Origin of the sequence: Coprococcus sp. BIOML-A2, from assembly GCF_009875795.1 — a bacterium.
Classification (GTDB): domain Bacteria; phylum Bacillota; class Clostridia; order Lachnospirales; family Lachnospiraceae; genus Coprococcus; species Coprococcus aceti.
Genome location: NZ_WWSI01000003.1, coordinates 540,264 through 564,931 on the forward strand (window position 1 = coordinate 540,264; position 24,668 = coordinate 564,931).

Annotated in this window: 25 protein-coding genes and 2 pseudogenes; all 27 read right to left on the reverse strand. The window is 50.9% G+C overall.

Annotated elements, in window-relative coordinates; genetic code table 11:
• Position 1 precedes the first annotated feature (1 nt).
• On the reverse strand, positions 2-3,289 hold the full coding sequence (locus tag GT575_RS09320; protein WP_141267526.1) for a YodL domain-containing protein: 3,288 nt from the start codon (positions 3,287-3,289) through the stop codon (positions 2-4).
• Positions 3,290-3,295: 6 nt separating this feature from the next.
• A complete protein-coding gene (locus GT575_RS09325) occupies positions 3,296-3,574 on the reverse strand; it encodes an immunoglobulin (RefSeq protein ID WP_117718797.1) in 279 nt (92 codons plus the stop codon).
• Positions 3,574-5,670 (reverse strand): type IA DNA topoisomerase, encoded by a 2,097-nt coding sequence (locus GT575_RS09330; protein ID WP_173021108.1) that lies wholly within the window; start codon positions 5,668-5,670, stop codon positions 3,574-3,576. The genes GT575_RS09325 and GT575_RS09330 overlap by 1 nt, the downstream gene beginning before the upstream one ends.
• Positions 5,651-6,343, reverse strand: coding sequence for a hypothetical protein (locus GT575_RS09335; protein ID WP_062807352.1), 693 nt, complete (start codon positions 6,341-6,343; stop codon positions 5,651-5,653). Before GT575_RS09335 ends, GT575_RS09330 begins: the two co-directional genes overlap by 20 nt.
• Positions 6,340-6,534 (reverse strand): hypothetical protein, encoded by a 195-nt coding sequence (locus tag GT575_RS09340; RefSeq protein WP_062807353.1) that lies wholly within the window; start codon positions 6,532-6,534, stop codon positions 6,340-6,342. The genes GT575_RS09335 and GT575_RS09340 overlap by 4 nt, the downstream gene beginning before the upstream one ends.
• Positions 6,531-7,286, reverse strand: coding sequence for a DUF4366 domain-containing protein (locus tag GT575_RS09345; protein ID WP_155204005.1), 756 nt, complete (start codon positions 7,284-7,286; stop codon positions 6,531-6,533). Before GT575_RS09345 ends, GT575_RS09340 begins: the two co-directional genes overlap by 4 nt.
• Positions 7,276-7,527: a DUF4315 family protein gene (locus GT575_RS09350; RefSeq protein ID WP_155204006.1), complete on the reverse strand. Its 252-nt coding sequence runs from the start codon at positions 7,525-7,527 to the stop codon at positions 7,276-7,278. The genes GT575_RS09345 and GT575_RS09350 overlap by 11 nt, the downstream gene beginning before the upstream one ends.
• Positions 7,528-7,556: 29 nt before the next feature.
• Positions 7,557-9,293 (reverse strand): C40 family peptidase, encoded by a 1,737-nt coding sequence (locus GT575_RS09355; RefSeq protein ID WP_155204008.1) that lies wholly within the window; start codon positions 9,291-9,293, stop codon positions 7,557-7,559.
• On the reverse strand, positions 9,286-9,669 hold the full coding sequence (locus GT575_RS09360; RefSeq protein WP_055195363.1) for a DUF3851 domain-containing protein: 384 nt from the start codon (positions 9,667-9,669) through the stop codon (positions 9,286-9,288). Before GT575_RS09360 ends, GT575_RS09355 begins: the two co-directional genes overlap by 8 nt.
• A pseudogene (locus GT575_RS09365) lies at positions 9,666-11,117 on the reverse strand (VirB4-like conjugal transfer ATPase, CD1110 family); the annotation flags it as partial. The gene GT575_RS09360 and the pseudogene GT575_RS09365, both read right to left, overlap by 4 nt.
• A gap of 81 nt (positions 11,118-11,198) precedes the next feature.
• Positions 11,199-13,172, reverse strand: a complete 1,974-nt coding sequence (ltrA, locus tag GT575_RS09370; RefSeq protein WP_155205146.1) for a group II intron reverse transcriptase/maturase — start codon at positions 13,170-13,172, stop codon at positions 11,199-11,201.
• Between the two features lie 741 nt (positions 13,173-13,913).
• Positions 13,914-14,879 (reverse strand): annotated as a pseudogene (locus GT575_RS09375) (VirB4-like conjugal transfer ATPase, CD1110 family); the annotation flags it as partial.
• Position 14,880: 1 nt separating this feature from the next.
• On the reverse strand, positions 14,881-15,261 hold the full coding sequence (locus tag GT575_RS09380; protein WP_161171906.1) for a PrgI family protein: 381 nt from the start codon (positions 15,259-15,261) through the stop codon (positions 14,881-14,883).
• Entirely contained in the window at positions 15,230-15,718 is a 489-nt protein-coding gene (locus GT575_RS09385; protein ID WP_006573555.1) for an XF1762 family protein, read from the reverse strand. The genes GT575_RS09380 and GT575_RS09385 overlap by 32 nt, the downstream gene beginning before the upstream one ends.
• Positions 15,706-16,275, reverse strand: coding sequence for an MT-A70 family methyltransferase (locus GT575_RS09390; protein WP_050618447.1), 570 nt, complete (start codon positions 16,273-16,275; stop codon positions 15,706-15,708). The genes GT575_RS09385 and GT575_RS09390 overlap by 13 nt, the downstream gene beginning before the upstream one ends.
• Positions 16,276-16,288: 13 nt before the next feature.
• Complete coding sequence (locus GT575_RS09395) at positions 16,289-17,158, reverse strand: VirB6/TrbL-like conjugal transfer protein, CD1112 family (protein ID WP_005934793.1); 870 nt, start codon at positions 17,156-17,158, stop codon at positions 16,289-16,291.
• Positions 17,159-17,197: 39 nt separating this feature from the next.
• The gene (locus tag GT575_RS09400; RefSeq protein WP_005934794.1) at positions 17,198-17,413 is read right to left on the reverse strand and encodes a Maff2 family mobile element protein; all 216 of its coding nucleotides are present in this window, start codon (positions 17,411-17,413) and stop codon (positions 17,198-17,200) included.
• Positions 17,414-17,544: 131 nt separating this feature from the next.
• Positions 17,545-19,377: a VirD4-like conjugal transfer protein, CD1115 family gene (locus GT575_RS09405; RefSeq protein WP_161171907.1), complete on the reverse strand. Its 1,833-nt coding sequence runs from the start codon at positions 19,375-19,377 to the stop codon at positions 17,545-17,547.
• Positions 19,374-19,874, reverse strand: coding sequence for a PcfB family protein (locus GT575_RS09410; RefSeq protein WP_055169325.1), 501 nt, complete (start codon positions 19,872-19,874; stop codon positions 19,374-19,376). Before GT575_RS09410 ends, GT575_RS09405 begins: the two co-directional genes overlap by 4 nt.
• An 86-nt stretch (positions 19,875-19,960) precedes the next feature.
• On the reverse strand, positions 19,961-20,380 hold the full coding sequence (locus GT575_RS09415; RefSeq protein WP_002576240.1) for a DUF4313 domain-containing protein: 420 nt from the start codon (positions 20,378-20,380) through the stop codon (positions 19,961-19,963).
• Positions 20,381-20,392: 12 nt separating this feature from the next.
• Entirely contained in the window at positions 20,393-20,704 is a 312-nt protein-coding gene (locus GT575_RS09420; RefSeq protein WP_025487374.1) for a DUF5720 family protein, read from the reverse strand.
• A gap of 22 nt (positions 20,705-20,726) precedes the next feature.
• Positions 20,727-21,473 carry a BRO family protein gene (locus GT575_RS09425; RefSeq protein ID WP_009004944.1) on the reverse strand — a complete coding sequence of 249 codons (747 nt, stop codon included), beginning with the start codon at positions 21,471-21,473 and terminating at the stop codon, positions 20,727-20,729.
• Positions 21,474-21,507: 34 nt separating this feature from the next.
• Positions 21,508-22,371 carry a DUF6017 domain-containing protein gene (locus GT575_RS09430; RefSeq protein WP_055194503.1) on the reverse strand — a complete coding sequence of 288 codons (864 nt, stop codon included), beginning with the start codon at positions 22,369-22,371 and terminating at the stop codon, positions 21,508-21,510.
• Positions 22,372-22,438: 67 nt separating this feature from the next.
• Positions 22,439-22,630 (reverse strand): hypothetical protein, encoded by a 192-nt coding sequence (locus GT575_RS09435; protein ID WP_005335946.1) that lies wholly within the window; start codon positions 22,628-22,630, stop codon positions 22,439-22,441.
• A 23-nt stretch (positions 22,631-22,653) separates the two neighbouring features.
• Complete coding sequence (locus GT575_RS09440; RefSeq protein WP_002592134.1) at positions 22,654-22,929, reverse strand: DUF5720 family protein; 276 nt, start codon at positions 22,927-22,929, stop codon at positions 22,654-22,656.
• Positions 22,930-22,941: 12 nt separating this feature from the next.
• Positions 22,942-23,868 carry a ParB/RepB/Spo0J family partition protein gene (locus GT575_RS09445; RefSeq protein ID WP_055290218.1) on the reverse strand — a complete coding sequence of 309 codons (927 nt, stop codon included), beginning with the start codon at positions 23,866-23,868 and terminating at the stop codon, positions 22,942-22,944.
• On the reverse strand, positions 23,825-24,646 hold the full coding sequence (locus GT575_RS09450) for a ParA family protein (RefSeq protein WP_055228680.1): 822 nt from the start codon (positions 24,644-24,646) through the stop codon (positions 23,825-23,827). The genes GT575_RS09445 and GT575_RS09450 overlap by 44 nt, the downstream gene beginning before the upstream one ends.
• Positions 24,647-24,668: the final 22 nt, after the last annotated feature.

Consider the following 24,668-nt stretch of genomic DNA (forward strand, 5'->3'; position numbering starts at 1 on the left):
ATCAAATCTCCCTTTCCGCACTCTTTTTGGGCGCTGTCTTTTTGTGTTCTGCCTTGGGCTGGCTTTTCAGCTGCTCCATGACGGACTTTTTCTTTTCCCGTTCCTCCCGATGGGCAGCGGCAGCCAGATCCATGAGGGAAATGGACTGACCGCTGCGGGCCTGCTGTTCCAGCTCTGCCACCGTAGGCTCTTTTGCGCCATTGTTGATGATACCGTCGATCATGCCGTAATCATCCTCCACGGCCATCTCCGCATTTTTCAGCGGATTTTCTGGCAGGAATCCGGGGATCTGGGTAAAACCAACACTGTCACAGTAATGACAGGATACCTTACCATCCTGCTTGATCGCAACGATGTCACTGACACTCATAGAAGGACTGTGAAAATCCGCCGGTTTTTGCAGATTAAACTGCTCATATAGTTTTTCCAGCTGCTCCGGTACCGTGCCAGACTCCCTCAGCGGAGCAGTGTAAATGAGATCATAATTGCTGCGGTCTATGGAAATGTCATGGGACTTTAACCAATCCAGATTCATAAAGCGCACATTCTGCGGATCGTCACGGCTCACCTGATAGATGGCAAAGCAATCTCTGTTCTGGGATAGAAATGCCTGTTCGCGTTCCTGCTGATGTTCCTGACGCTCCATGACCTTTTCGTGGAACTGAGGGCTTTTCTCCCATTCCTCACGGTCCACGCCAAAAAGACCGCCATGATCCATGATTTCCTGCGGGTCAAACACCATGCTCTCCGTATTGTCCTCATGCAGCACATAGACGGTCAAACCGGCGGCATCCAGTTCCAGCGCCCGTTCTCTGGTAACAGGGAGCATCCCATCATAGGAGTAGCCGTATTCCTGCATATCTGGTGTGGAGACCTGCTCATCCGGCATGGGGTATTCATCCAGTGCCTGCTCCTGTGCTTCCGGCAGCTGGGAAGAAGCAGCCATCTGACTGGCCTCTGCCTGCATCTGCTGGTAGGCAGCTTCCTGCAAGGTCTCAATCATGGACAACGGTGCGTATTTTACCGAGTCTCTGCCCAAATCGTTGTCATCACAAATCTGGAGAACTGCCTTCATGCGGGAAATCTCCGGCATATCCAGCTGACCACCATCCAGCTCTTTCATGGACGCGGCATCGTAAAGGGTATAGTCCCAGCCGCTGTCACAGGACTGGATATGAAGATAGGTGGCATCGTCAATCAGAAACAAAGCCTCCTGCTGGTTGGCGTCCGCCCCCAGCACTTCCATTTCTGGCATTGCCGCAGCCAGTTCCTTTACCGCTTTTTGCACCAGAGGATTATCACGGTAATAGTCGATTGCCTGGATGGTGTCCAGGTCAATGGTCTGGCCGGTCAAAATCGGAAAAGGTCCTTCATAGTCGCTTCCGTCTTTCAGCTCAAAACCAATGCCCTTGATCCCGTTCATTCGTTCTGCCGGAATCTCCTGATAAATGCGGATTGCTTCCTCCAAAGACAGGTTATCGTGGTATTCTCCGAGGTTTGGAAATTCCATGCACTCTGCTACATAGTAGGTCAGATCGCCGGTCTGCTGTCTATCAGATACCTTAGCGGCATCTTCTGGCTGCTCTATCGGGGCGGGTTCCGGCTCTACCTTTGCATGAGGGTCGATTCCGCGCTCTTTGCAGATTTCCTTATAGTGGCGCTCAATGTCGGAGATCAAAGTGCCGGAGGTTTTGTTGATGGTCTCCAAACTGGCTCTCAGCTCTTTCAGCTCTTTGCCCTGGCTCCAGCTTGCAATATAGCCGAAGCTGTTTTCTCCGGTCTCGATGCCAAAATACTTGCAGACCGCATAGGAGATGCTTTCAGCCTCCACTTCCTCCGTGTGGCGGTTTTTGATTGCCCGTTTTTCTGCGGTTGGATCTTCCTCAACTGCAAGACGCCATTCAAACTGATTTTCGTCCACATAACGCCAATCCATATCAGAAGCAAACTGTTCGGCTTCTTTTTCTGTGGCAAAATCCAACTTGAAATCATGTTTGGTTCCACCTTCACTCTCCTGCACAACCTTCCATGACGGTAGCATTTCATATTTTTTAGGGTCATGGAGCTTGCTGTGGGCAATCTCGTGTACTGTGGCTGAAACCGTCTGAACCTCACTCATGCCCTGACGAATGGCAATTTTCTGATGATCAGCAGAAAAATAGCCGTCCGTATCGGCGGCCATTGCTTCAAAAGTGATCGGCACCGGCGCACTGCGGCGCAGAGCCTCCATGAATGCCTCATAATTTGGCACATTGCCGGAAAGGGAGGAAGCAAGCTCCGGCAAAGGTTTCCCGTCGGTCTGGCTCACATCAAAAACCTTGACCGGACGGAACATAGGGATCTCGATTTCTTTTTCCTCTGTGACGATCTTTCCGTCTTTATCCAGAATCGGAGCCTTGGTATCCGGGTCCAGCTTCTGCTCCTCGATTTTCTTCTTATACGGTGTGGGGGCGATGATGGTAATGCCATGCTCGCCCTTTTTCACATGACGCTCAAACTGGTCTTTCCACTTATTGTATCCGGCTACCAATGTAGCGTCCGGCTTCTGCATATAGATGAGCATGGTGTTGTTTACCGAATAGCGGTGGAAGCGGGACATGACGGACAGATAGCGCATATACTTTTCACTCTCAAACAGTTCCTTGATTCCCTGCTCGATGCCATCTGTGATTTCCCTTAGCCGCTCTCGGTTGGTGGGTTTGTTCTCAGCCATGATTTTCAATCTCCTTTCCAAGTGTGTGATTTCTGCTGTGTGTTCTGCAATCCATGCCTTTTGTTCTTCTTCACTTTCATAAAGAAAAAGGTCCAACAGGTACTCTACATAGGTTTTCTTCTGGATTGCTTCCACAAAACGGGGGTGCGGTTCTTCCTCCGGTGTCCGGGGAGAATTGTCGGCCTCCCATTTTTTCAGCAGATGGTAATAATCGGACAGTACGCGATAACACCGCTGCCGGTCCTCCCGAAATTTCTGTGCCTCGGTTTTCTGCCGGACATACCTCCTGCGGGGAGGGGCCTGACTGTCATAGATCAGGCCAAAGTCCTGTGCCAGTTTCTCCGCCGCTTCTTTTGAGGAGAGGTCAAAGAGCTTTGCGGTAAAGTCGATCACATCGCCAGTAGCTCCGCAGCCGAAACAGTAGAAATATTCCTCGTTCAGCTTCATGCTGGGGTTCTTATCATCGTGAAAGGGACAACAGGCCATGCCATTTCGTTTGACCTCGATCCCATAAAACGCTGCCGCATCTCTGGTGCTGACCGACTGCTTGACTGCTTCAAATACATTCTCTGCCATGTGCCTTTAACTGCTGGACTTTCTCACAGGGGGCTGGTATCCGGCAGCTTTCGCCCGTTCACTGGCAGCTTTGCGGCGTTCTGCGCTGTATGGCTCTCGGACTGATACACACCGCTTAGGAACGGTAAAGTTATGGGCGTCCTTTCGGGTGATCTGGTCGGGGTGCTTTTTTGCCAGCAGTTCCAGCTTCTCCATCAGACGGGGATCATGAGTATAGATCTCAGCCATTGGTTCTGCCTGGTTATAGAGGAGAATGGTTTCCCGTTCCACTAAAGAGAGATTCATCAGCTGCCTCCTTTCCGCTGGTCAAATTCCAGCTTGAAGTTGGCGTACTGTCCATCATCCTCCAAAACCACAGCGGCATCGTAGGTCTTTCCGGTTTTCTCCGAATATAGGCCCGTCACACGGACACGGCCATCGTTAAGCAGTGCAGACACCACAGCCTTGGTCGGCTGTTTTTTCTTGGCAGTCCACCATTTGTTATTTTTCCAGATTGCAAATTTGCAAGAATCATTCTGACAGAAGAAACCTTTTTGCAGTTCTGCAACTTCCCCGCCGCAGCGAGGGCATTTGCCCACCACCTCACGGGGCGGAGTGAACAGGTACTCAGTTCCCTTGATGACCTGATAAGTTCCCACCAGGTCTTTCAGCATGGTGCTGATCCCGTCCAAAAACTCCTCCGGGGCAAGCTGCCCGCGCTCGATCTCGCCCAGTCGGTACTCCCACTCGGCAGTCAGAAGCGGCGATTGCAGTTGTTCCGGCAGAACGGTGATCAGGGAAACTGCATCGTGGGAAGGGAGAAGCTGCACCGTTTTCCTGCTCTTTTTTCGTTCCAGAAAACCGGCAGATACCAGCTTTTCCAAAATACCGGCACGGGTTGCCGGTGTCCCCAGACCTTTTCGCTCGGCATCCTCCGGCATATCCTCTTTTCCGGCAGTCTCCATCGCGGACAATAGGGTGTCCTCCGTAAAGTGCTGGGGCGGACTGCTTTTGCCTTCTTTGACGATTGCAGCAGCAACCGAAAGGGTCTGTCCTTCGGTCAGCTCCGGCAGGGCTTTCTCTGCGCCATCTTTTTTCGGCTCTGCATCCTTCATTTTGGCACGGTAAGCGTCCTCCAGTGCTTTCCATCCGGGGTGCTTCACCGTTTTTCCTTTGGCGGTAAACTCCCCACCGGCACACGCTGCAATCACAACGGTTTCCGAATAGATATGGGGTTTGGCTACGGCGCACATCAGACGCAGGGCCACCAGCTCCAGCACTGCTTTTTCTCCCGCAGGAAGGGCAGAAAGGTCTGCATCCTTGAGATTTCTGGTAGGGATTACTGCGTGGTGGTCGGTTACTTTCTTATCGTTGATGACCGTCTGCGGATCACAGGTAATGGCGATCCCTTTGCGAAACGGCATAGCATTGGCAACCAGATTCACCAGCACTGGCAGGCTGTCTACCATATCGCCGGTCAGATAGCGGCTGTCAGTACGGGGATAGGTGCAAAGCTTCTTTTCATACAGGCTTTGCAGATAGTCCAGGGTCTGCTGGGCTGTAAATCCAAGCAGGCGGTTGGCATCTCTTTGCAGAGTAGTCAGGTCATAAAGGGCAGGCGGCTTTTCGGACTTTTCCTTGCACTCCACCTTTTTGATCGTGACAGCTGCACCCTGGCAGGCTTCTTTCAGCTGCTCGGCAGCGGTCTTATCCGCCATGCGCTCCCCGGATACAGTAAGACCGGGCAGCTCCAGCGCCACGGTATAAAAGGGAACCGGCTTAAAGGTGTCGATCTCAGCTTCTCGCTGGACAATGAGCGCCAGCGTTGGGGACATAACGCGCCCGATGTTGAGTGTGCGGTGGTACAGCACGGAAAAAAGCCTTGTGGCATTGATCCCCACCAGCCAGTCGGCCTTGGCACGGCAGAGGGCAGCATCACGAAGTCCGTCATAGTCCGCACCGGGGCGCAGGTTTGCAAAGCCCTCCCTTATGGCGGAGTCTTCCATCGAAGAAATCCAGAGGCGTTTCATGGGCTTTTGGCAGCCTGCCAGCTCATAGACGCTGCGGAAGATCAGCTCGCCCTCGCGTCCGGCATCGCAGGCATTTACTACCTCCGTCACATCCGGGGCGTTCATCAGCTTTTTGAGAATATCAAACTGCTTTTTCTTATCCTTTCCCACCACCATCTGCCAATGCTCCGGCAGAATAGGCAGGTCATCATATCGCCACTTTGCGTACTTGGGGTCATAGCTGTCTGCGTCCGCAAGACCGGCCAGATGGCCCACACACCAGCTGACACGCCAGCCGTTTCCCTCCAGATACCCGTCCTTACGGGCAGTTGCGCCGATCACCGTCGCCAGACTTTGTGCAACCGATGGTTTTTCAGCAATCACCAGCTTCATATTCTTCAACCTCCCATTCTTCCCGCACAGGCGTGTGCAGTTTTTTCTCTATGCTGTTTTCCTCATCCAGAAGCAGGTTATAGCCAAACCGGTAGTCATAGCGGTACAGTTTCCCCAGCAGGTCATTGATGATGATGCGGCAAGCCAAAATGACACGAGTTTTATCCACCTGCATCAGCTGGTAGCGTTGATAATTGCTGTAATATTCTTCATGGCGGTGGGTATTGCGGACAGCATCTTCAAGCAAACTTTCTACTGCATCCTGACAACCATCCTCTTTTTCACCCTCCATACAGTTCAGAAGTTCCATTACCATAGGAAAGCTCTGTTCATCCATAGGAGCTTCTGCTGCAAGAAAACCGATCAGGGCAGATAAGAGCAGACGGGCTGCTGCCTGTTCCTGGTCCGTCAAAACAGCCATCGTTTTCTCCGCATTTGGCAGAATCTTATCTTCCACAAAATCTGCCGCGTCGCCGGAATAAAGCTGACGGACAGAATCTATGGATAATGAAACCATCACGGCATCCTGAGAAAAGTCAAAGGAATCTTCCTGTTTTGCTTTTCTCCGAAGTTTGTTTAACATGGTAGAAAGAATGTCGCCGCCAAAATACACGGCGATCACCAGCAGGTCAAAAACAACAATCAGCTTGATAAATATAATCAGAACACTCATTTTTTTCGTTTCCTTTCTTTGAGCCATCGTTCCATTTCCCGGTGGCAGACGCCTACGCAGGGACTTCCATAATTCCCGCAGCCATAACAGGGGTGGCTTGGGGGTAAAGAAGGAGGACGGGAAGTTTTCTTCCCGCCCTCCGGCCTGCGTGTCATCATGCGTTCATAGGGACTGTCTGTGAAACGGGTCATTTCATGCTGTCCTCGTCATCATTTTCTGCGCTGCCCCCGTCAGCGTCAGGCTCGTCCGACTCCTCATCCTCGGTTTCCCATTCCTCGGAATCTTCCTCGCCATAATCATAATCGTCCAGACTGTCATTGCCCTTGGTCTTAGGCTTATTCTTAACAAGCTTCAAGTAGGCAAATACGCCACCGCCGCCCAGCAGAGCCAGCAGAAGGATCAGGGCAGCCGGGTTCAGTCCGGCAGGCTTCTCTTTTTCCGGCTCCGGTGTTTCTGCCGGAGGTTCCGCTTCTTTTCCCGTACATTTACTCTTATCCGTTACACAGACCGGACAGGCCGTATTGACTGCCCCTGCTTCACATTTCTTCGTGCAGCTGCACACAGCAGGCGGCTCCTCTTTGGCATTTCCATCTTCCATCAGCGCCATCAGGTCCGCTTCATCCACCTGGTTCAGAAAGTGAACAGCAGTCTTTTTATCCTCGTTGGCCCTGTCGATCAGGATATAAAAATAGTTGCCTGCCTTGGTGGTAACAGTAATGAGCTGTTTATTGCCCCCAAAATCATCCACCAGAGCGGCATTACCCTCCGGGGTCAGCGGAGGTGCTTTTTCCGTTTCTTCCACCACCACATTGCTATCATTGGTGGTATCCTCTGCCGGGGGCGGCGCTGCGCCCTGGGCAAAAGCGGGAATGGTAAAGCCCGATGCCAGAACCAGCGTCAGGCAAAGGGCGGAAAGTGTTCGGAGCAATCGTTTATTCCGCATAGCTGTTTTCCTCCTGTTCGTTGTTGTCATCCACCATACTGCCGGGAATTGTGCCGCCGGACAGCATGGCGCTCAGCTGAGCCGGGGTCATACGCAGGGCGCGCACCATCTGGACGATCTCCAGATTTTCTGCCTCGTTTTTCTGTGCTTCCAGCGCCTTGAGCTTTTCCTGATACTCTGCGATCTTCTCGCGGACCTTTGTAATCTCCTGGTCAATGCGTTCAATTTTGTTCTTTGCCATCGTCTATCACTCCTTCTAAAAAATTTCTGTTACCAGTTCATCAGGCCGTAGCCCTTAATGCTTTGATAATTCAGGTCATAACTCTTGATCTTGCAGGCATCGCCGGAATTTCCCTCCACGGTATAAACACGGCTGCCATCGGTGCCGACAACGATTCCCACATGGTCTGCGGAACCATCCAGATCCCAATCGAAGAAAATGGCATCGCCGGGAGCGATGTTTTCATATCCTCTTGCGCCCCACTGTCCATGGGACTGGAACCACGGAACGCCCTGCCACTCACAGCCTGCAAAGCGCGGTTCACTTTTTCCTGCCTGGTTATAGCACCAGGATACAAAGCAGGCGCACCATTCCACGCGGCTGTCAAAGCCATACCAGCTCCAGTAGGGATAACCGCCCACATTTCCCACCTGACTTTTCGCCAGTTCCACCAGCTGCGGATTGCCAGGGCGGGTGCCGTTAATGAACTGCACACCGGATAGATCTTCCGAGCCGCTGGTGTCAGGGGAACCGCCGCCAAACAACAGCGGCTTATTGCCCATGGTCTGTCGGTAGACCTGATACATTTCCATCTGCTCCGGGGTCAATAGCTCCGACGCCACAGCGGAAATGGGCTTGCTGGTGAGTTTCACATTCAGAATGTAATACTCATAGGGGACTTCTTCTGAGGTGGTCTCGCCGGTCTCCGGGTCGGTGGAGGTCTCCGTGCGGTAGCGAATCTCCACTTCCTCAGTAAGCGTCAGCTGATACTGTGCTGCAAACACACGCGCCAGCTCTGCCTGAGCGCTCTGCCGGGTGTAGCCTTGCAAAACGGCAGACAGAAATGCTGCCAGCTCATGAGGGTCATGACCGATCATACCAAGGTCATAGCGATACTCGTCATACCCTGGGTGGCTGCTTTCTATGTTGTCGATTTCCTCCTGCAACTGGGCTTCTCTGGCTGCATAATCTGCCTCCACCGCCAGCATTTCCGGGTCATCCGACGGATAGGTGGTGCCGGAGAGAACGGAACCGATGCTCTGCGCCATCATGGAGCAGGAGGACATGGTATTCATCAGCATACAGGTAATGAGGAACAAAACCCCTGCCATCAGGAAACCCTTCTTGTGGCGCATGACGAATGCCCCTGCCTGCTGTACCTTTTCTTTTACCGTCCTTGCGGCTTTTCCGGTTTTAGATGCAGCCTGGGCGGTATTTCCGGCAGTCTGACCGGCGTGTTTGGCGGCGGCATACTGCCTTTTGATGGCCTGCTTTTGCTGCCAGCGGGAAAGAGGGTTGCTGGCAAACTGGGGATTTTCCTGCAAAGATTTCTGGTACAGAACATTTACATTTGCCTTTTCCAGTTGACGCTCTGCCTGGGCTGCTTTGCGGTACGGCTTCAGCTTGTGGCTGCGATAGCCCTCCCGCACCAGACAAGCGCCGGTCTCCACCGCTTCCTCGGACTTGTGGGCGCTTTCCACGCCCACATTGTCCTGCTCTGTTTCCCGGATCTCTTTGTGGAGCTTGCCCGCAACCAGATGGACGGGAGCTTCCCTGACTCCTTGAGAAACTTTGGAAGGTGGCTTTTTCTTGTCCTCAAAGGTCAGCTTCGAGGTCTTTTTTCCGGTATCCGGGTCAATGACCGTCTGCCTGACCTTTTTCTTTGGGATATTGGCCTGCGCCTTATCTGCTCTGGCCGCAGCTTTCTCCGCTTTACGGATCGGCTTTTCCAGTGCAGGGTCAGACCGTTCCTCATCAGTAAAGCGCAGACGCGGTTCCTTATTCAAACCATTCTCCCAGCATGAGGGAGGACATCATGTAGTGCAGCTCTGCATAAATGGCCATTCCCACCGGATCGTTGAACATACAGCCGGACAGGTAGGCATAAAACTGTGCCACCACATCGGACAGGATCTTCGCTTCGGTTCCTTCCAGAACCAGACCACCCATACCTTCCTTGGCACGGATGGTGCTCCAGACCTCTGCCAAACGGAGCAGCCCCATCTGACCGGTCTCATTCAGTTCGGCTGCCTGGTCTGCCGCCGTGCGGCACTCACTTACCGCATCGGCCATGACCGTAAGCAGCTGGCTGCGCTGGGCATTTACCGCCCTGTCAAAAAACATCAGCGGGTTTTTATTCAAAATGTTGGGGTTCATAATCATTCATCCTCCTTTTTCAATTCTTGAGGTTTGGTGGTCATAATGCGGTAAAGTTCGGTGTTCTTCGGGAAGTGGTCTACAAACGGCAGGATCGTGGAGCCATAGAACAGCAGCCCCTCGCCCTCACCGGAGTGGGTCACATAGCTAAGCTGGTGCGTGGAAATCCCCAGTTGCTTCGCCAAAATCTGACGGTCTCCGCCTGCCTGGTTAAGCATATACACGAAGTCGGAATTTTCAAAGATATTTTCCACCTCGCGGCTGCTCAAAAGGTCTTTGACATTCTGGGTGATACCTGTCGGAATACCGCCCCATTTTCTGAATCGCTTCCAGATTTCCACCGTATAGGCGGCGGTCTGCTCCTCCTTCAAAAGCAGGTGCATCTCGTCGATGTAGTAGCGGGTAGACTTGTGAGCGGCACGGTTGATGGTGACACGGTTCCACACCTGATCCTGAACTACCAGCATTCCGATTTTTTTAAGCTGCTTGCCCAGTTCCTTGATGTCATAGCAGACAATCCGGTTATTGATGTCCACATTGCTCTGATGATTGAACACATTCAACGAACCCGTTACATAGATTTCCAATGCCGTTGCAATGTACTGAGCTTCTTTTTCTTCCTGCTCCCGCAGCAAGTTATAAAGGTCCTCCAAAATCGGCATATTCTCTGGTTTTGGGTCATTGAGATATTCGTTGTAAACCAGCCGTACACAACGGTCAATAATGGTTTTCTGCACCGGCTGCAAGCCCTCCTTACCGCCCACGATCAGCTCACACAAGCTGAGGATAAAGTCAGACTTGAGTGACAGCGGGCTTTCATCATCCGAATAGTCCAGATTCAGATCCATCGGATTGATATAGTTGGTTGAAGTAGGTGAGATCTTGATGACCTGCCCATGCAGACGCTCAACAAGAGGTGCGTACTCCGCTTCCGGGTCACAGATAATGACATCATCACTGGTAAGCAAAAAGCAGTTGGCAATTTCTCGTTTTGCGCTGAAGGACTTACCGGAACCCGGCGTACCCAGAATCAGGCCGTTGGGGTTTTTCAGCAGCTTTCTGTCCACCATGATGAGGTTGTTGGACAGAGCATTGATGCCGTAGTACAGAGCTTCTTTCCCGTTCTGGAACAGTTCCTGCGTAGTAAAGGGCACAAAGATAGCTGTGGAACTGGTGGTCAGTCCTCGCTGAATCTCAATCTGATTGAGACCCAGAGGCAGACAGCTCATCAGCCCTTCTTCCTGCTGGAAGTCCAGCCTGGTCAGCTGACAGTTATACTTCTGGGCAATAGAGCCTGCCTGAAAGATGTTGTTGCCAAGTTGACGGGGATTGTCCGCTGTGTTCAGCACCAGAAAGGTCAAAAGGAACATTCTCTCGTTGCGGCTCTGCAAATCCTGCAAGAGTTTTTTCGCTTCACTGCCGTAGGTAGCAAGGTCAGATGGAAATAGCGATAGGTAAGCCTTTGAAGTTATCTCCAGCTTTTCCCCCGCTTCACACCGGACATGCGACTTTCACCGCATCCGGCGTTCCATCAATCAAACAGATTTCTTAGTCTCCTTAGTCATACCATTATGAGAATTATTCGTAAGATTTGGCTTCTCCAAATCAATGGGTTTCCTTTTTGCCAATGTTCGCAGTTTGTTCAGCTTTGTGAGCTGTGAAGTATCCAATTTAAGAGCGGTGAGATAAGAACGAATAGTGTCCTCATCAATTGCGTGTATCAGTTCATGTACTGGTGCAAGCACCAATACCAGATTTTCATACTTATCTCTGCCTCCAATTCCTTTTGGCTTCTTGTGATGGCAGTGAATTTCTGATATACACTGAAATTTCTTTCCCGTTACCGCACATTTTCCCCATTGAGCGGAGAACAGTGAGATACGGTTATCCGCATACTCTGTACTGCGGCTGTATGTAGGCGCTCTCATTAGCTGTAGCAGTAAGAAAGTGTTTATCCGCAAATCGTCATGGATTTCACTTCTTCCTGCCGCTGTGTAAGCGCACACTTTTCGCCGCTGACTCATTGGATTTTTACATTGAACATAGCTTATTGGATAAATCGGTTCTTTGGATTGTGCTATATATCTTAGTTGCTCCGATTTCCCATATCTTTGGATTTCCATTTTTGTCAGGTCACGGCCTTCCTTTTTCAGCCGGTGTGTCTTTCCAGATTTCAGCCTGTTTTTGAGAACTGTATTAACAGTTCTGCCAATATCACCGCAGTCTATGCTGATGTCAGTGGCTAACTGGTAGTAATTCTGGATTCCCATAACCATGGAGTTGAACAGCCGTACTTCCCCGGCTTCTCCACGTCCTTTTCTGGGAAATTTGATATTTCCGACTTGTTTAGTCAGGCTGGCTTTAACCTTTTTGTATGCTTTATCGCACATGTGCGATTGAACGACGTACTTTTTCCCCTTTTTGCGTAGTCGGATTTTGAATCCGAGAAATTCAGAATAGCTCCGTCTGACGTCAACAACTCTCGTTTTCTCCGGTGAAACATCAAGGCGCAGGCGTTCTTTCAGCCATTGCGTTACCGCAATCAGCGTCCGGTCTGCCTGTTCTTTTGTCCTGCAAAGAATCCGAAAATCATCTGCATATCTGACGATATATATTTCTTTCAGCCGTGTATTCCGCATTGCCCGGTACGCATGGCTTTGTATCGGACAGCCCGCCGCATTTTCTCTGTAAGCGTAGTTTTCCGTTACCGGGTTGCACTGCCATTGGCTTTCTATCCAATGGTCAAGTTCATTCAGCACCACATTTGCCAATAATGGGGAAATAATTCCGCCTTGCGGCGTTCCCTTTGTTGGGTGTTCTGTATGACCGTTCGGCATGAGTATTGGCGCTTTGAGAATCCTGCGGATTACATAGAGCAGTTCTTTATCCCGAATATTCAGCGACCATAGCTGCTTTATCAGCTTTGAGTGGTCTACATTGTCAAAGAAACCTTTTATGTCAAACTCTACTACATAGTGAAGTCCTGACTTTTGCATAAGCCTGTAGATTGCCGCTATCGCATTTTCAACCGACCGATTTGGACGGAATCCATAGCTATTGTTGCTGAACCTGGCTTCGCAGATAGGTTCCATGACCTGCTTGATACATTGCTGTACCAATCTATCCCAGATACAAGGGATTCCCAGTGGCCTGGTATTCCCGTTTGGTTTTGGGATGTCTTTGCGTCTTACGCTTCTTGGGGTGTAGCCGTTTTTAGCTCCCTTGACGATTTTGCGTACCCTTGCTGTGACTTCATCAGCGGTAAGTTTACCAATATCAGAAATCTCCAGCTTGTCTGTTCCCGGCGTAATACTCCCGGTATTGGATTTGATGTTCCGATAGGCCAGCAGGATATTTTCTCTTGAAAGTATCACATCCATCAGGTTCTCGAAAATTTCTCCTGCCTGACTTCTGGCATACAGTTCATCAAAGGTACTTTGCATATCGTAGTATTCAGCATGGCGGAGATACTCCACGCATTTGGTTTTTGGTTTCTTCTCATTTGGCATCAGGCATCACTCTCCTTTACGGCGAGTGACTTCTTTTTGTCATACTCGCAATCCTAATTGCGACTAAGTGCTAAGTTGCCTGTTTGACTGACTTGAGGCCATTCTTCCGTTTTCCTCTTTTTCGCAGAAAACATCATCAGTTCGACCTCTGCTTTTCAGCAGTAGTACAGCAGCTTATATGATTCGTCTGCTTACTTCCTAATGGTAGAAGCCTACTGCCTTTCCTCGTTCCAACAATCCTATCTTTACATATACCTTTAGGTCTCCGCTTTAAGCCTGTCAGCTTGAACACGCCTGTAACGTGCTATGGTGTTTCATAACATCAATTTTTACTCCACCACACTGATTAGCGATGAACGCTACCAGCACATTTCTATGCCGTCATGGTATAGACCCTTACATTCGCGGTTTTCGTCAGTCATATTTCAAACATTCTGACCTTGGGTATTTTGTAGACCTCCGGCCTATAGGTAGCACCGTCCACCTCTGGACAGCTTTCGTGGGGCTGGTAATTATCCAGCAATCCATACGGCTACTCTCAGCCGACTTCACCGAGCTTCTGACAGGTCAGTTTTCACTTACACCCGCCAGTCGGAGTATTAAGGGGGCGTTTCAGGGCGTTACCCCATCATTCCACCTCTTGGATTGTTAGTTCTCCTAACATCTGAAATTTTCGTTCTTTTGTTAGTGCCTGATTTTGTCCTTCAACCACGAAGGCTTTGTTCAGGAACGAGTCGCACTGATGTCCATATCGTAGCCGGAGCGGACTGCCTTTTTCTGCTCTTCGATCTTCATCTTGTCGAGGTCGGTAATTTTCGATTTGATGCTCTTGATTGCCTTCGCCTGGTCAATCGTCCGGATATGAAAATTGACCGTAATGTTGCTGTCCATCTCAAGGAAGTCGGCAAGCATACGGTCATTGAGTTCCGGCGCGAGGATTTGCAGGAAGCTCACCGCGCCGATGGTTCTGCCCATCTTGAAGCACCTGCCTTCACGGAAGTCAAAGGAAGTGGGCGAGATGAAGTCCTTCGTGCTGAGTCCCGTCCGGGCAACCATGTCAAAGGAAAAGCGGAACGGCTCATTGGTGTCCATATTGAACACATCATGAAGCACTTTCAGCCGCTCGTAGCCGGACAGCGGCTCGGTTCTCACACCGAGGGTTTTGAAGTTGTTGAGAATATCGGTTTCAATGCGTTCGAGCTTCGGCTTTGCCGTGCGGAGGGAGTCCGCCTCAATGCCGAAGGTGATGTACTTCTTCTTGACCAGTCCGTTGTTGCCCTTGGTGAGCTGGCTTTGCAGCATACCGGAATACTCGGAGCGGATGTCGTTGAAGGCGTCCTCCTGTGCCGGAATGTTGATGCGCTTGCGGAACTCATTGAGGCTTGCCTTCTGATTGATGAAGGAGAGCTGGACGAAAATCGAGCTATCAAAGTAGTTCAGAAAGTCGCACCAGTTCTCAAAGATGGCAGTTTTGTCCTCGTTCTGCGCAAGCTGGTAGTTGATGTCCTCAAAGGCGATGGACTTCGTGTAGAGGCGGCTGTTCACCTTGCAGATACCGTCGCGGCACATCTCCACATAGGGAATGGTCTGCTGGGCGGACTTGCGGACTTTCTTTGCCTTCCTGTCCTTTTTCTTCTGCATGACGATCCGCTTCTTTTCCTGAGCGGAAAGGGCATCGCCGTAAACGACGCCGTTCTTGACCGTCATCTTAGGCTTTGCCTTTGCTGTGCTGTTGTTCAAGCTGCAATTCCTCCTGTTCTTTGATTTTCTGCTGAATTTCAGCGTAGAGATTGTTCGTGCGATAGGGACGCACCTTGTCCCGGATGAACATAGACTGTACGATGTGGTACAGATACTTCTCGGCGGGCTGACCGTCCTTTTCATAAAGGGCAAAGAAAATGAACGGGAGCATGATAACCACCATCAGCATTGCCGCCGTAGACAAGTCGAGATGTGCCTTCGCCAGAAAGAAGATCGGGACGCCGACTGCCGCAGCGAGGGAAAAACAAATGAGCTGCCGCTTGGTCAGGTTGAACATGACCTTCGTTTTGACGCGGTTAAGATCCTTCGGGACCGGAACAAATGCCATTGACTGTTTCCTCCTTTCTAAGCTGCTTTTCATAGCGCAGCTTCATTTGTGCGGGATATTGATCCTCCTTCGGTTGACGCTTGCCCGTCCAGCGAAGTCCACCCGCTTTGCCTTGACAGATCCAGCCGGAAGCCCGAAGGCTTGCACCGTTTTCACTTTCCAGCGTGTAGGTGATGATGCGCTTATAGCCCATAGCCGCAGCAGCTCTTGCCGCCGCGCCATAGAGAAAGCTGCAAGCGTTCTTTGCCCCGTTGGTGCATAGCCTTGTGACCTCCAATGTGAAGCCGTCATCCAGATACCGGCTGACGGGACGCCCGGCGATGATTACACCGACCAGCTCACCGTCTGCTTCACAGCCGATGGAAAACTTGTGACCGGCAACCGGCTTGTGATGCCGGTGATGCTGCCGGACATACTCGTTGGCGTCTCGAAGAGAGATAGGTCTTAGCCGCAGCATGGTGTTTCCTCCATTGGAAGATGTGCCGTGCATTCGACCTCGTTGCCCCAAACGTCCCAGCCTTCGGGGGACTGACGGGCAAATAGCTCTACGCGGGGAAGGTCTCCCATGAGCCGAACAATGCGCTCCCGCGCCTCATCCGGCTTTTTGGAATGCTCTTCGATGTGGCTGAGGATGACCTGACGCACACCGGCGTCAACTCGCTTCGGATGTCCCTTCGTGGCAAGGATGCAGATTTCCGCGTTTGCCCTTGTCCAATACCCCATGCCGGTGAAGAGGTCATCGTTCTTGCGGTTTTGCTTCACCCATACAAAAGCCACGGTCTTATAAGAAAATCCCCATGCCGTCAGCACTTCGAGTGCTTCACAGAGGCACGGGAACGTGATCCAGAGGAACAGAGCGCAGTCCTTGGCGGCAAGCTCACCGACCGGAAGTGCCTTGATGTCCTCAATGCACATTGTCGGGTAGTGGCTTTCCGCAGACCGTCCCTGTCCCTTCTTGGAGTAAGTCCGATACGCCCAAGGGGGATCGGCGTAGATGATGCTGTACTTCTTCATGCTGCCGACCTCCTTAGTGCGCATGGAAGATGGATTTTGCAAGGCTTCCGGTCTTGAACAGCGAGAAGCACAGAATAACCGTGTATGCTGCCACAGAGAACAGAGCCGAATGAATGTTGTCTGCGATAATCATGCCGTTGATCAGCACCGCATAGATGCCGACACAGACCATGATGAGAAAGCCCTGAAATGCCAGAGCGAACAAGCCTTTTAGATAGTTCGTGCCGATGCTGCCCCATTCGCGGTTGCTCATGGTTGCGATGGGAATAGGCGCAATGCTCACGGTGCAGTAAATCTCAATCATGCGCCCGTAGAGAATGACCGTAATGAGGATCGCCATGATTTTAAGGCACAGGCTGATCAGGAGCGTTTCTATCGACAGTCCGAGCAGTTCTCCGACGCCCATGTTCTCCATGCCGGTACGCATCTGCGCAATCGTCGCGTCAATGTCAATGCTCGTGTTGCCGTGGATTACTCCGGCTGCACCGGAAACCACGTTCTGCCCGATGTCGAATACTGCCATCACGATGTCAAACGTATGCGTCACGAGGTAGATCGCCACAGCCGCCTTGAAAAACCACTTGAAGAACATCCAAGTGTCCATGTCGTGAAGGTTGTTTTTCTCGGTGATCATGGAAATCAGCTCGTAGCACAAAACGAAGGTGATGATGATACCAGCGATGGGGACTATCACGTTTTCGGATAGTCCCCGGATCATCTGGTACACGCCGCCGTTCCAGCCGGACGGTGTTTGCCCAACTTCGGCGGCAATCGTTCCTACCTTCTCGTTGACATCGGTGAACATATTGGTCAGGTTGCTCTCGATCCATCCGATCAGCATATCCTTGAGAGCTTGTTCGATCTTTTCTAAAATGCTGCCCAATATTTCACCACCCTTCGGTTGAGCTGGGCTTGCCGTGGATTAGCCGAACAAACCGGAGAGCAGGGGGATGAGGGTCGTGCCGATCAGCACCACACCGCCGCCAGCCATGAGCTGCTTGATGCCCTGAGACTTGGCGCCGGGGTTGTCGTTGCCGTAGCCTTCCATGAGGTTGACAACACCCCACACTGCGAGACCGGCTCCGAGAGCGATAACGAGCGTCTGAAGAACCGTGACAGCCTGATTGATGAAAGCCATAGATTTTCCTCCTTGATTTGAAAAAGATTGGTTGTGTATTTTTGAAAATGGGCATAAAAAAAGAAGCCCCGTCGCTGTTCTGCTTTGGGAGCCATCAGGCTTTACCCACTGCGCAGTGCAGCGACGGGGCTTTAATCCGCTTCGACCTCGCCCATATCATAGAGGTCGAATGTGTCATCGGGCTTGACTACCAGCTTGTGCTGCCGGTATTTCTCGATGTCAAAGGCGTTCCGCTTGTCATAGTCGGAGAGCTGCCGGTACTTTGGATGCTTCGTAATATCGTATTTGTTACTGAGAAAAGGTCTCACGCCTCGAAGCTGTAAAATACACTTGGCTCCGTCCATGACGGCGATCTCATCCTGAGACATCAGTTCCTTGCCGGTTTTCTGATAATTCAAGCCGTAGGAGTTGTTGTTGGAACGGGTTTCTGAGGTGTTGTACAGGTCGATTGTCTCCTTGCCCAGCACCTCGCTGATTTCCTTGAGCGTGGATTTCTCCTTGCCGCCGAGGAAAAGTGTGCAGTCACAGTTGCCCGTGATGGTGTCTGCCGCATCCTTGTAGATGGTCTTGAGCTGAGACTGGGACTGCAAGATGATTGACGCCGATATTTCACGGCTTCGGATGGTGGCGATAAGCTTATCAAACTTCGGGATTTGACCGATGTTCGCAAACTCATCGAGCAGACAGCGCACATGGACGGGAAGCCGTCCGTTGTAAACGTCATCTGCCTTGTCGCAGAGAAGGTTGAAGAGCTGGGAATACATGATTGCCACTACGAAATTGAAGGTGTCATCGGTATCGGAAATAATGACGAACAGCGCCGTCTTCCGGTCTCCGATGGTGTCCAGTTCCATCTCATCGTAGCTCATCAGCTCCCGCAGCTCTGCAATGTCGAAGGGCGCAAGCCTTGCACCGCAGGAAATCAGGATCGACTTCGCAGTTTTTCCGGCGGCCAGCTTATATTTTTTATACTGACGCACCGCAAAGTGGTTTGGCTTCTCGGCTTCCAGTGCATCAAACATCAGGTCTACGGGATTTTTGAACTCCTCGTCATCCTCCCGGACTTCCATGGCGTTGATGAACTCGATGAGGGTGGAGAAGTTTTGCTCCTCCACTGGAGCTTCATAGTGGATATATCCAATCAACGCGCAATACAGCAATGTTTCCGCCTTGACCCAGAAATCGTCTCCGGCCTTGCCTTCGCCTTTGGTATTGGCAATCAGCGTTGTTACCAGCTTCAAGATGTCCTTTTCGCTATGGATATAGGCGAAAGGGTTATAGTGCATGGACTTCTTGAAGTTGATGGTATTTAGGACCTTGATTCGGTACGGCTCATAAATGACTTTGCCGCGCTTATCCTTCATGGGCTTTCCGTCCTTCCCCAGCTTGGGCGCACCCCTTTGGAGCATTTTTCCGCACTCCACCAGAATTGTTCCCTTCGGGTCCGTCACAACATAGGAGCTGTGCATCTGCATCAGGTTGGGTTTCAGCCAGAATCGGGTTTTACCGGAACCGGAGCCGCCAATCACCAGTACATTTTTGTTTCTGGCAGTCTTGGGGTCCTTGGGGCGGCTGTTCATGGTCAGGCTCTCCGTTTTCGTCAGAATCACATTGTTCTGAAATACAGGATCAACGTAAGGTGCAATATCCTCACGGGTTCCCCAGCGGGCCGAACCATATTCCAAACCATGTCGATATTTCTTGGTGTTCTTGCTTTTAAGATACACCGCCAGCCTCAGACCAACACCGCAGCACAGCCCTACCAACAAGTCCAATGGATGCAGGCTTGGCCAGAAACTTTGCAACGTCCCAGGCAGAACCGCAACCAGCGAAAGAAACTTTTCTGAAGCATCCGCCCCTTGTGCCATTCGCCATGCCTCTCCAAAATTGGTAGCAAACAGCCCCAGCAGGATATACGGCATATTCAGCAAAATGAGCTTTTTGATGTCCAATGTCTTTTTCATCGTTCCAGCTCCTTTCGCTTGGTGCGATCCACCACGGCATTTTTGACCATCTCTTTGAACTGACTGAGTTTTGCCAGCACAGACGGGCGTTCCGTTTTCTCGGCCTTCTTGACCTTTTTGCTGGTGTACTCGGTAAATGCAGCGGTCAGCGCATCGGCGTCACGGCCTTTGAAAAAGATCAGGTACTTGGGTGGGGAGCTACTGCGGTCTTTCTTCACCGCATAGTCCACACCATATTTCCGGGCGATCTTCTCAAACTCCTTGATAGATGGGTCTGTGATCTCAATATTGGAGATCCCCTGATTCTGACCAATGATCTGCTTGACGGTCTGTTTGCCGTGGGGTGTCACAGGAGCGTCACGGCTTCTCTGCTTTTGCAGCTTCTTTTCCTTGCAGTGGGCCATGTACTTGCTGATGGCGGCTTTGAGCAGCCTGCCGGTGAACTTTGTTCCACTGACAACCAGTGTTAAAGTCCTGTTTTCCACTTCTTCCTGCATTTTCATCGCCTCCTTTCCACAAAATGTGCAGGGGTGGTGCACTTCTTTCTAAGGCGGGACCACCAGCCGCCGGAGAAAATATTTCTTCATCGCTCCATCCCGCGGTTCTTTTTCTTTACCGGCTTCTTATCCGGCAGATTCCACTCTTCCCGAAACTCTGCCACACCTTTGGGGTCAAATGCCTTCAACTTCTCCAGATCAAAGGCAACGGCAGAATATTTTCCATAACCGGACTGCACCTGATAGGGAAGCACCTTCCCCAACTTGTTCTCTTTGATGAATCGCAGCAAATCCTTGCTGATGTCACCGGAAATAAACGCCTCTCCGGGGTCCAGGGAATATCCTGGTAGGTTCACCGTCATATCTGCAAACGCCTCTGCTCCATCTTCTGTATGGGTAATCATGCCGATATAAAGCCGCTGATTATTCGCATACATTCCAAGTTGCAGCGATATGGTTTCTTCCCCATATTCCCACTTAAAGGGTACTTTCTTTTCCTCATTCATATCGGATTCCTCCTATCGTATCTGTTCTTTGTGGTCATAAAACAAATCTCCATTTCTGACCTTTGCATGGCTGAGAATCTTGATCTGCCCATTTGCCTGACTGTCCAGAGCTTTTTCATAGCCTATATCTGACAAAAACAGGCGGGTGCGTTCTCCTTTCCAGCCAACCGGGGAGTCATGCGTCAGTACATCAAAAATAATCATGTGCCGGGTGTTCTCCGCAAATCGCTGGAGATCCATGTAGTCATGACCGTGATAGTTCTGCGCCCCGGCTTTCTGGCGCATTTCCTCCATCAGCTGCCCGATTGTTTTGCCTTCCTGCATAAAACCCACTTCCTTTCCGTTCTTATGAGACCAGCAAGATCATCTCCCGCAGCTGAGCAAAGTAGAGCTTTCCCTTTGGCGTAACCAGCGTGTAGGAGCCGGTATGCCCGTGATTGCAGTAGTCTTTCACACAGAACAGCCCCGTATTTTTCACATTGGCATAGGGCAGCACATTGCCGGATGCTGTGCGGTACACAAACCGTCGTTCTATCAGAAACCGAACAAACCGGCGCTCCGGGACATCCAACTCTTTGGCGGTTGTCCTGAGATTGGTGCTGTGCTTTAAGTCGATGAACAGGTCATAGAAAGCGGCTTTGCCCTCCAGCTGTGCATTTTCCTTACGCAGAGAAATATTTGCTTCACGCTCAGCCAACAAGTCTGAACAGAGCTTCATCAGAGCCTCCGGGGAAGTAGCTACCTCCCAAAGCTTCTCTCTTGTGAGATAGGCCCCGTGCTTGCGAATGGTAGGCAGAACCTCATCGAATACCCACTGTTCAAACTGTTCTGCCGATGGCAATTTGCTGTGAACAATCAGGCGGTACAAATCTCCTTCGGGGATAAAAGTCATACTGATTTTGCGGTCGGGGCTTTGTGGGTGAGGTGCGTCGCGTTTCACGACATACCTACAATGGCGGATAATTGCATCGCGGGAATTGCTGTACCCCAGCGCAGCGGCCACATCCGTTCCGCAGAACAGGTATTTGCCGTTTTCTTCGATGACCCGGATACTGCCAAACTCCGGGTTTTTGAAAATTTCCATCTGGTTCATGTCGTGCCTCCTTTGGCATGATAAAAGGCGGCCTTTACCAGCCGCCTGCGTGCATATCGTGGTTGACCAATGAAGTGAAGTGATTATTCATGGTGGTAGGCGCATTGAACAGCACCGCAAGCAGGTACTGCTTCATGTTGCGTACCTGGGTGGTGTTCTTTTGCAGACAGTCCATGACAAACTCGATGTGGGAGCTGTCCAGTTTCAAAAAACGGGAACGCACGATCTCGTGAGGAAAGTCTGCCCCAGAGATCCGGGTGGTCTTTCGTCTGGCACAGACCGTTTCTACCAACAGCTCTACGATCTCATTCAGGTCATCCAGGTAGAGAGGATAACGCTGCTTCAGACAGTCATACTCGATATTCTCCAAAATCAATTCCCGATAATTTTCTATCTCTGTGACAGACATCGCATCTCTTCCTTTCCGTTCCGGCGGTCTTGCCGCCGCTGTTTCCCGGAAGGGAATGGAATCGGTACTTGATCCATAAGTAATTGATTTTTCTGTATTTGATTTCTCTATATTTAATTCTGCGGGCTTTTCCGTATCCGGTTTATCCATATACGGGTTTTCCGTATCTGGTGAATCCGTATCCGGTTTTCTAAGCTGTGGCTGCTCGTATATGACATACTCTGTATCGCTGATGCGTCCCTGCCGGTCACGCAGCTTGTGCCGCACAATGTAACCGGCAGCCTCCAATTCCCGCAACGCAGCGCCTATGGCATCCACGCCCTCCTTACAGATCTTTGCAAGACCACGGGTGGTGTAATTCCAGTCCTCTGGCAAAGACAGCATCATGGAAAGCAGCCCCTTGGCTTTTAACGACAGGTTTGCATTTCGTAAATGATGATTGCTCATCACGGTATAATCACGGGTCCGTTCAATACGAAAAACGGCCATCGACCTCACTCCTTCCGAATTTTGGGTACAAAAAAACCGCAATCCTCATTTCAAAGAATTGCGGTGTTCAACACTTTTCAAATTTTCTTGCATAGAACCAAAACAGCGGCTTTCGAGGACGCGCCTCTGTAAATGGCTCCTCCTGGGCGAAAGGAAGTGTTTGCATCACTCGGTCAATATCCGTTGAATCCATGTCATGCTGAGATTTGCAATCTTCCCGGATTGCTTCTTGAATTTCCTTTACCGTACACATAGTCATTCCTTTCCTTTCGTTGTATGGGTTTATGAGCGGCGGCGTTTTCCCGGTTTAAAATCGAGGATATGTCCCTCAATCACACGAGCGTAACGCTTGATCTTAATCTCCCGGCGCTGCTGGCTTTGCAGGGCAGCCTGATACCCGTCCTCGGTCAAAAACAGCCGCATTTCCTCTCCGGGGCTGCCGTAAGCTGTGCTGGGACGCAGGACGGAAAACTCAATCATCCAGCGGGTGTTATCCCAAAACCTCTCTACGGCGAGAATGTTGTGTCCTTTCAGCTCGCGGGCTGAAATATCCCTCATAGGCGGCTCCTTTCATCGTTCCTGATCTCTCTGACGCTTTTTCTGCCATGCCTCCAGCAGCTTGATGATGGTTTCCTGCATCCGCTGGGGCGTATAGCTTTTAGGGAAATACTTTCGCAAGGTGTCAGAGGTAAATGTCACTCGGTCCAGATCGCTTTTCTTTTCCTCACCCATGATGACACGCATCATATCGAGGGTCAGATGCCCCTCCTGACTGTATTTTTTGAGCCGCTGAGCTTGAGAAAGAGAAGGGGTAGCCTGTTCGCTGTCCATCGCGTCCAACAGGTCTACCTGTTCCTCCTTTTTGAGAAAGGACAGCTCATAGGCAGGGTTCAGGGCAATCTTCTTTTCATCCACCATATCCATCAATTCAGGAATCAGCTCTGTCAGACGGATATAGCGCTGAACTTGATTTCTGCTTGAACCAGCCTGCTGAGCCAATATTTCATCGGCTCTCAACTTCGTCCCAACTTGGGACGAAGTTAAATCAACTCGCTCTCCCTGATGTTTCATGGCATCCAGCTTCATCTTGTAGGCAAACGCTCTTTCACTGGGGAGCAGACTTTCTCGTTGCAGGTTGCTGTCAACCATAATGATCGTGGCGGCATCATCATCCAAATCCCGAACAATGACCGGCATGGTCTCCTTTTCTGCCAGCTCACTGGCTCTGTGCCGCCTGTGTCCGGCTACCAGCTCATAACCGCCCTCCGGGTCCGGTCGAGCAATCGCCGGAACCAGAACGCCATACTGCTTGATACTGTCTGCGGTCTCCATCATGGCTTCGTCATCCTTGACTTTGAATGGATGCCCTTTGAACGGGTGCAGTTCCGACAGCGGGATTTCTACTACTTTTTCTCTCTGAGCATCGGCACGGCTCTCCTCCGTAGAAAACAGATCATCTACCGATGCCAGTTCTACTTTTTTCGCGCTGCTTTTCAAGTTTCAACACCTCCTTCGTCAGATTTCGATACCCCTCTGCCACCTTACCGCCAGGGTCATGGACGAAAATGCTTTTTCCCTCTGCGCTAATTTCCTTTGCACGGACAGAGTGTGGAATCTCCGTTCCAAAGACTTTGATTTTACTTCCATAGGTGTCCCGCAGCAAAGCAGCAATCTCTTTGGCAAAGTTGGTGCGGTTATCCACCATCGTCAGCAGTATACCGTCAATCTGGAGCTTTGGATTGATCTGCCGTTTTACCTTGCTGACCGTAGATAAAAGCTGTTCCAGTCCTTTGGCGGGCAGATACTCTGCCTGAACGGGAATTATGATCCTGTTCGCAGCCGCCAGCGCATTGACCGTAAGCATCCCCAACGAGGGCTGACAGTCAATCAGGATATGGGAATATTGTCCCTTCAGTGTGTCCAGATATTGCCGTAAAACCGTTTCACGGCTCATGGCGTTTACCAGAGAAACCTCCATACCGGAAAGCTGAATATCCGCAGGCATCAGGTCAACGCCTTCTGCATGATGCAGAATACCTTCTCCGGGGCGTATAGGCTGATCCATCAGAATTTTGCCCATTGCATCCGACAGTGTAAATGGCAGCTTGTCCGGTTGCGGATTTCCCAAGCTGATTGTCAGACTTCCTTGTGGGTCCCCGTCGATCAGAAGCACTTTCTTTCCGGCCTGTGCCAGACCTATTCCCAAGTTCGCACAAGTTGTTGTTTTGCCAACGCCGCCTTTCTGGTTGGCGATGGCGATGATTTGCGTGTTCAAATAAACCTCCTCCTTCTACAAA

What these genes read in the sequence shown, in the direction of transcription:
- GT575_RS09320 (WP_141267526.1), bottom strand. Translation starts at nt 3,289, where the DNA reads ATGGCAGAGAATGTATTTGAAGCAGTCAAGCAGTCGGTCAGCACCAGA.
- GT575_RS09325 (WP_117718797.1), bottom strand. Translation starts at nt 3,574, where the DNA reads ATGAATCTCTCTTTAGTGGAACGGGAAACCATTCTCCTCTATAACCAG.
- GT575_RS09330 (WP_173021108.1), bottom strand. Translation starts at nt 5,670, where the DNA reads ATGAAGCTGGTGATTGCTGAAAAACCATCGGTTGCACAAAGTCTGGCG.
- GT575_RS09335 (WP_062807352.1), bottom strand. Translation starts at nt 6,343, where the DNA reads ATGAGTGTTCTGATTATATTTATCAAGCTGATTGTTGTTTTTGACCTG.
- GT575_RS09340 (WP_062807353.1), bottom strand. Translation starts at nt 6,534, where the DNA reads ATGACCCGTTTCACAGACAGTCCCTATGAACGCATGATGACACGCAGG.
- GT575_RS09345 (WP_155204005.1), bottom strand. Translation starts at nt 7,286, where the DNA reads ATGCGGAATAAACGATTGCTCCGAACACTTTCCGCCCTTTGCCTGACG.
- GT575_RS09350 (WP_155204006.1), bottom strand. Translation starts at nt 7,527, where the DNA reads ATGGCAAAGAACAAAATTGAACGCATTGACCAGGAGATTACAAAGGTC.
- GT575_RS09360 (WP_055195363.1), bottom strand. Translation starts at nt 9,669, where the DNA reads ATGATTATGAACCCCAACATTTTGAATAAAAACCCGCTGATGTTTTTT.
- ltrA (WP_155205146.1), bottom strand. Translation starts at nt 13,172, where the DNA reads ATGCCAAATGAGAAGAAACCAAAAACCAAATGCGTGGAGTATCTCCGC.
- GT575_RS09380 (WP_161171906.1), bottom strand. Translation starts at nt 15,261, where the DNA reads ATGGCATTTGTTCCGGTCCCGAAGGATCTTAACCGCGTCAAAACGAAG.
- GT575_RS09385 (WP_006573555.1), bottom strand. Translation starts at nt 15,718, where the DNA reads ATGCTGCGGCTAAGACCTATCTCTCTTCGAGACGCCAACGAGTATGTC.
- GT575_RS09390 (WP_050618447.1), bottom strand. Translation starts at nt 16,275, where the DNA reads ATGAAGAAGTACAGCATCATCTACGCCGATCCCCCTTGGGCGTATCGG.
- GT575_RS09400 (WP_005934794.1), bottom strand. Translation starts at nt 17,413, where the DNA reads ATGGCTTTCATCAATCAGGCTGTCACGGTTCTTCAGACGCTCGTTATC.
- GT575_RS09405 (WP_161171907.1), bottom strand. Translation starts at nt 19,377, where the DNA reads ATGAAAAAGACATTGGACATCAAAAAGCTCATTTTGCTGAATATGCCG.
- GT575_RS09410 (WP_055169325.1), bottom strand. Translation starts at nt 19,874, where the DNA reads ATGCAGGAAGAAGTGGAAAACAGGACTTTAACACTGGTTGTCAGTGGA.
- GT575_RS09415 (WP_002576240.1), bottom strand. Translation starts at nt 20,380, where the DNA reads ATGAATGAGGAAAAGAAAGTACCCTTTAAGTGGGAATATGGGGAAGAA.
- GT575_RS09420 (WP_025487374.1), bottom strand. Translation starts at nt 20,704, where the DNA reads ATGCAGGAAGGCAAAACAATCGGGCAGCTGATGGAGGAAATGCGCCAG.
- GT575_RS09425 (WP_009004944.1), bottom strand. Translation starts at nt 21,473, where the DNA reads ATGAACCAGATGGAAATTTTCAAAAACCCGGAGTTTGGCAGTATCCGG.
- GT575_RS09430 (WP_055194503.1), bottom strand. Translation starts at nt 22,371, where the DNA reads ATGGCCGTTTTTCGTATTGAACGGACCCGTGATTATACCGTGATGAGC.
- GT575_RS09435 (WP_005335946.1), bottom strand. Translation starts at nt 22,630, where the DNA reads ATGACTATGTGTACGGTAAAGGAAATTCAAGAAGCAATCCGGGAAGAT.
- GT575_RS09440 (WP_002592134.1), bottom strand. Translation starts at nt 22,929, where the DNA reads ATGAGGGATATTTCAGCCCGCGAGCTGAAAGGACACAACATTCTCGCC.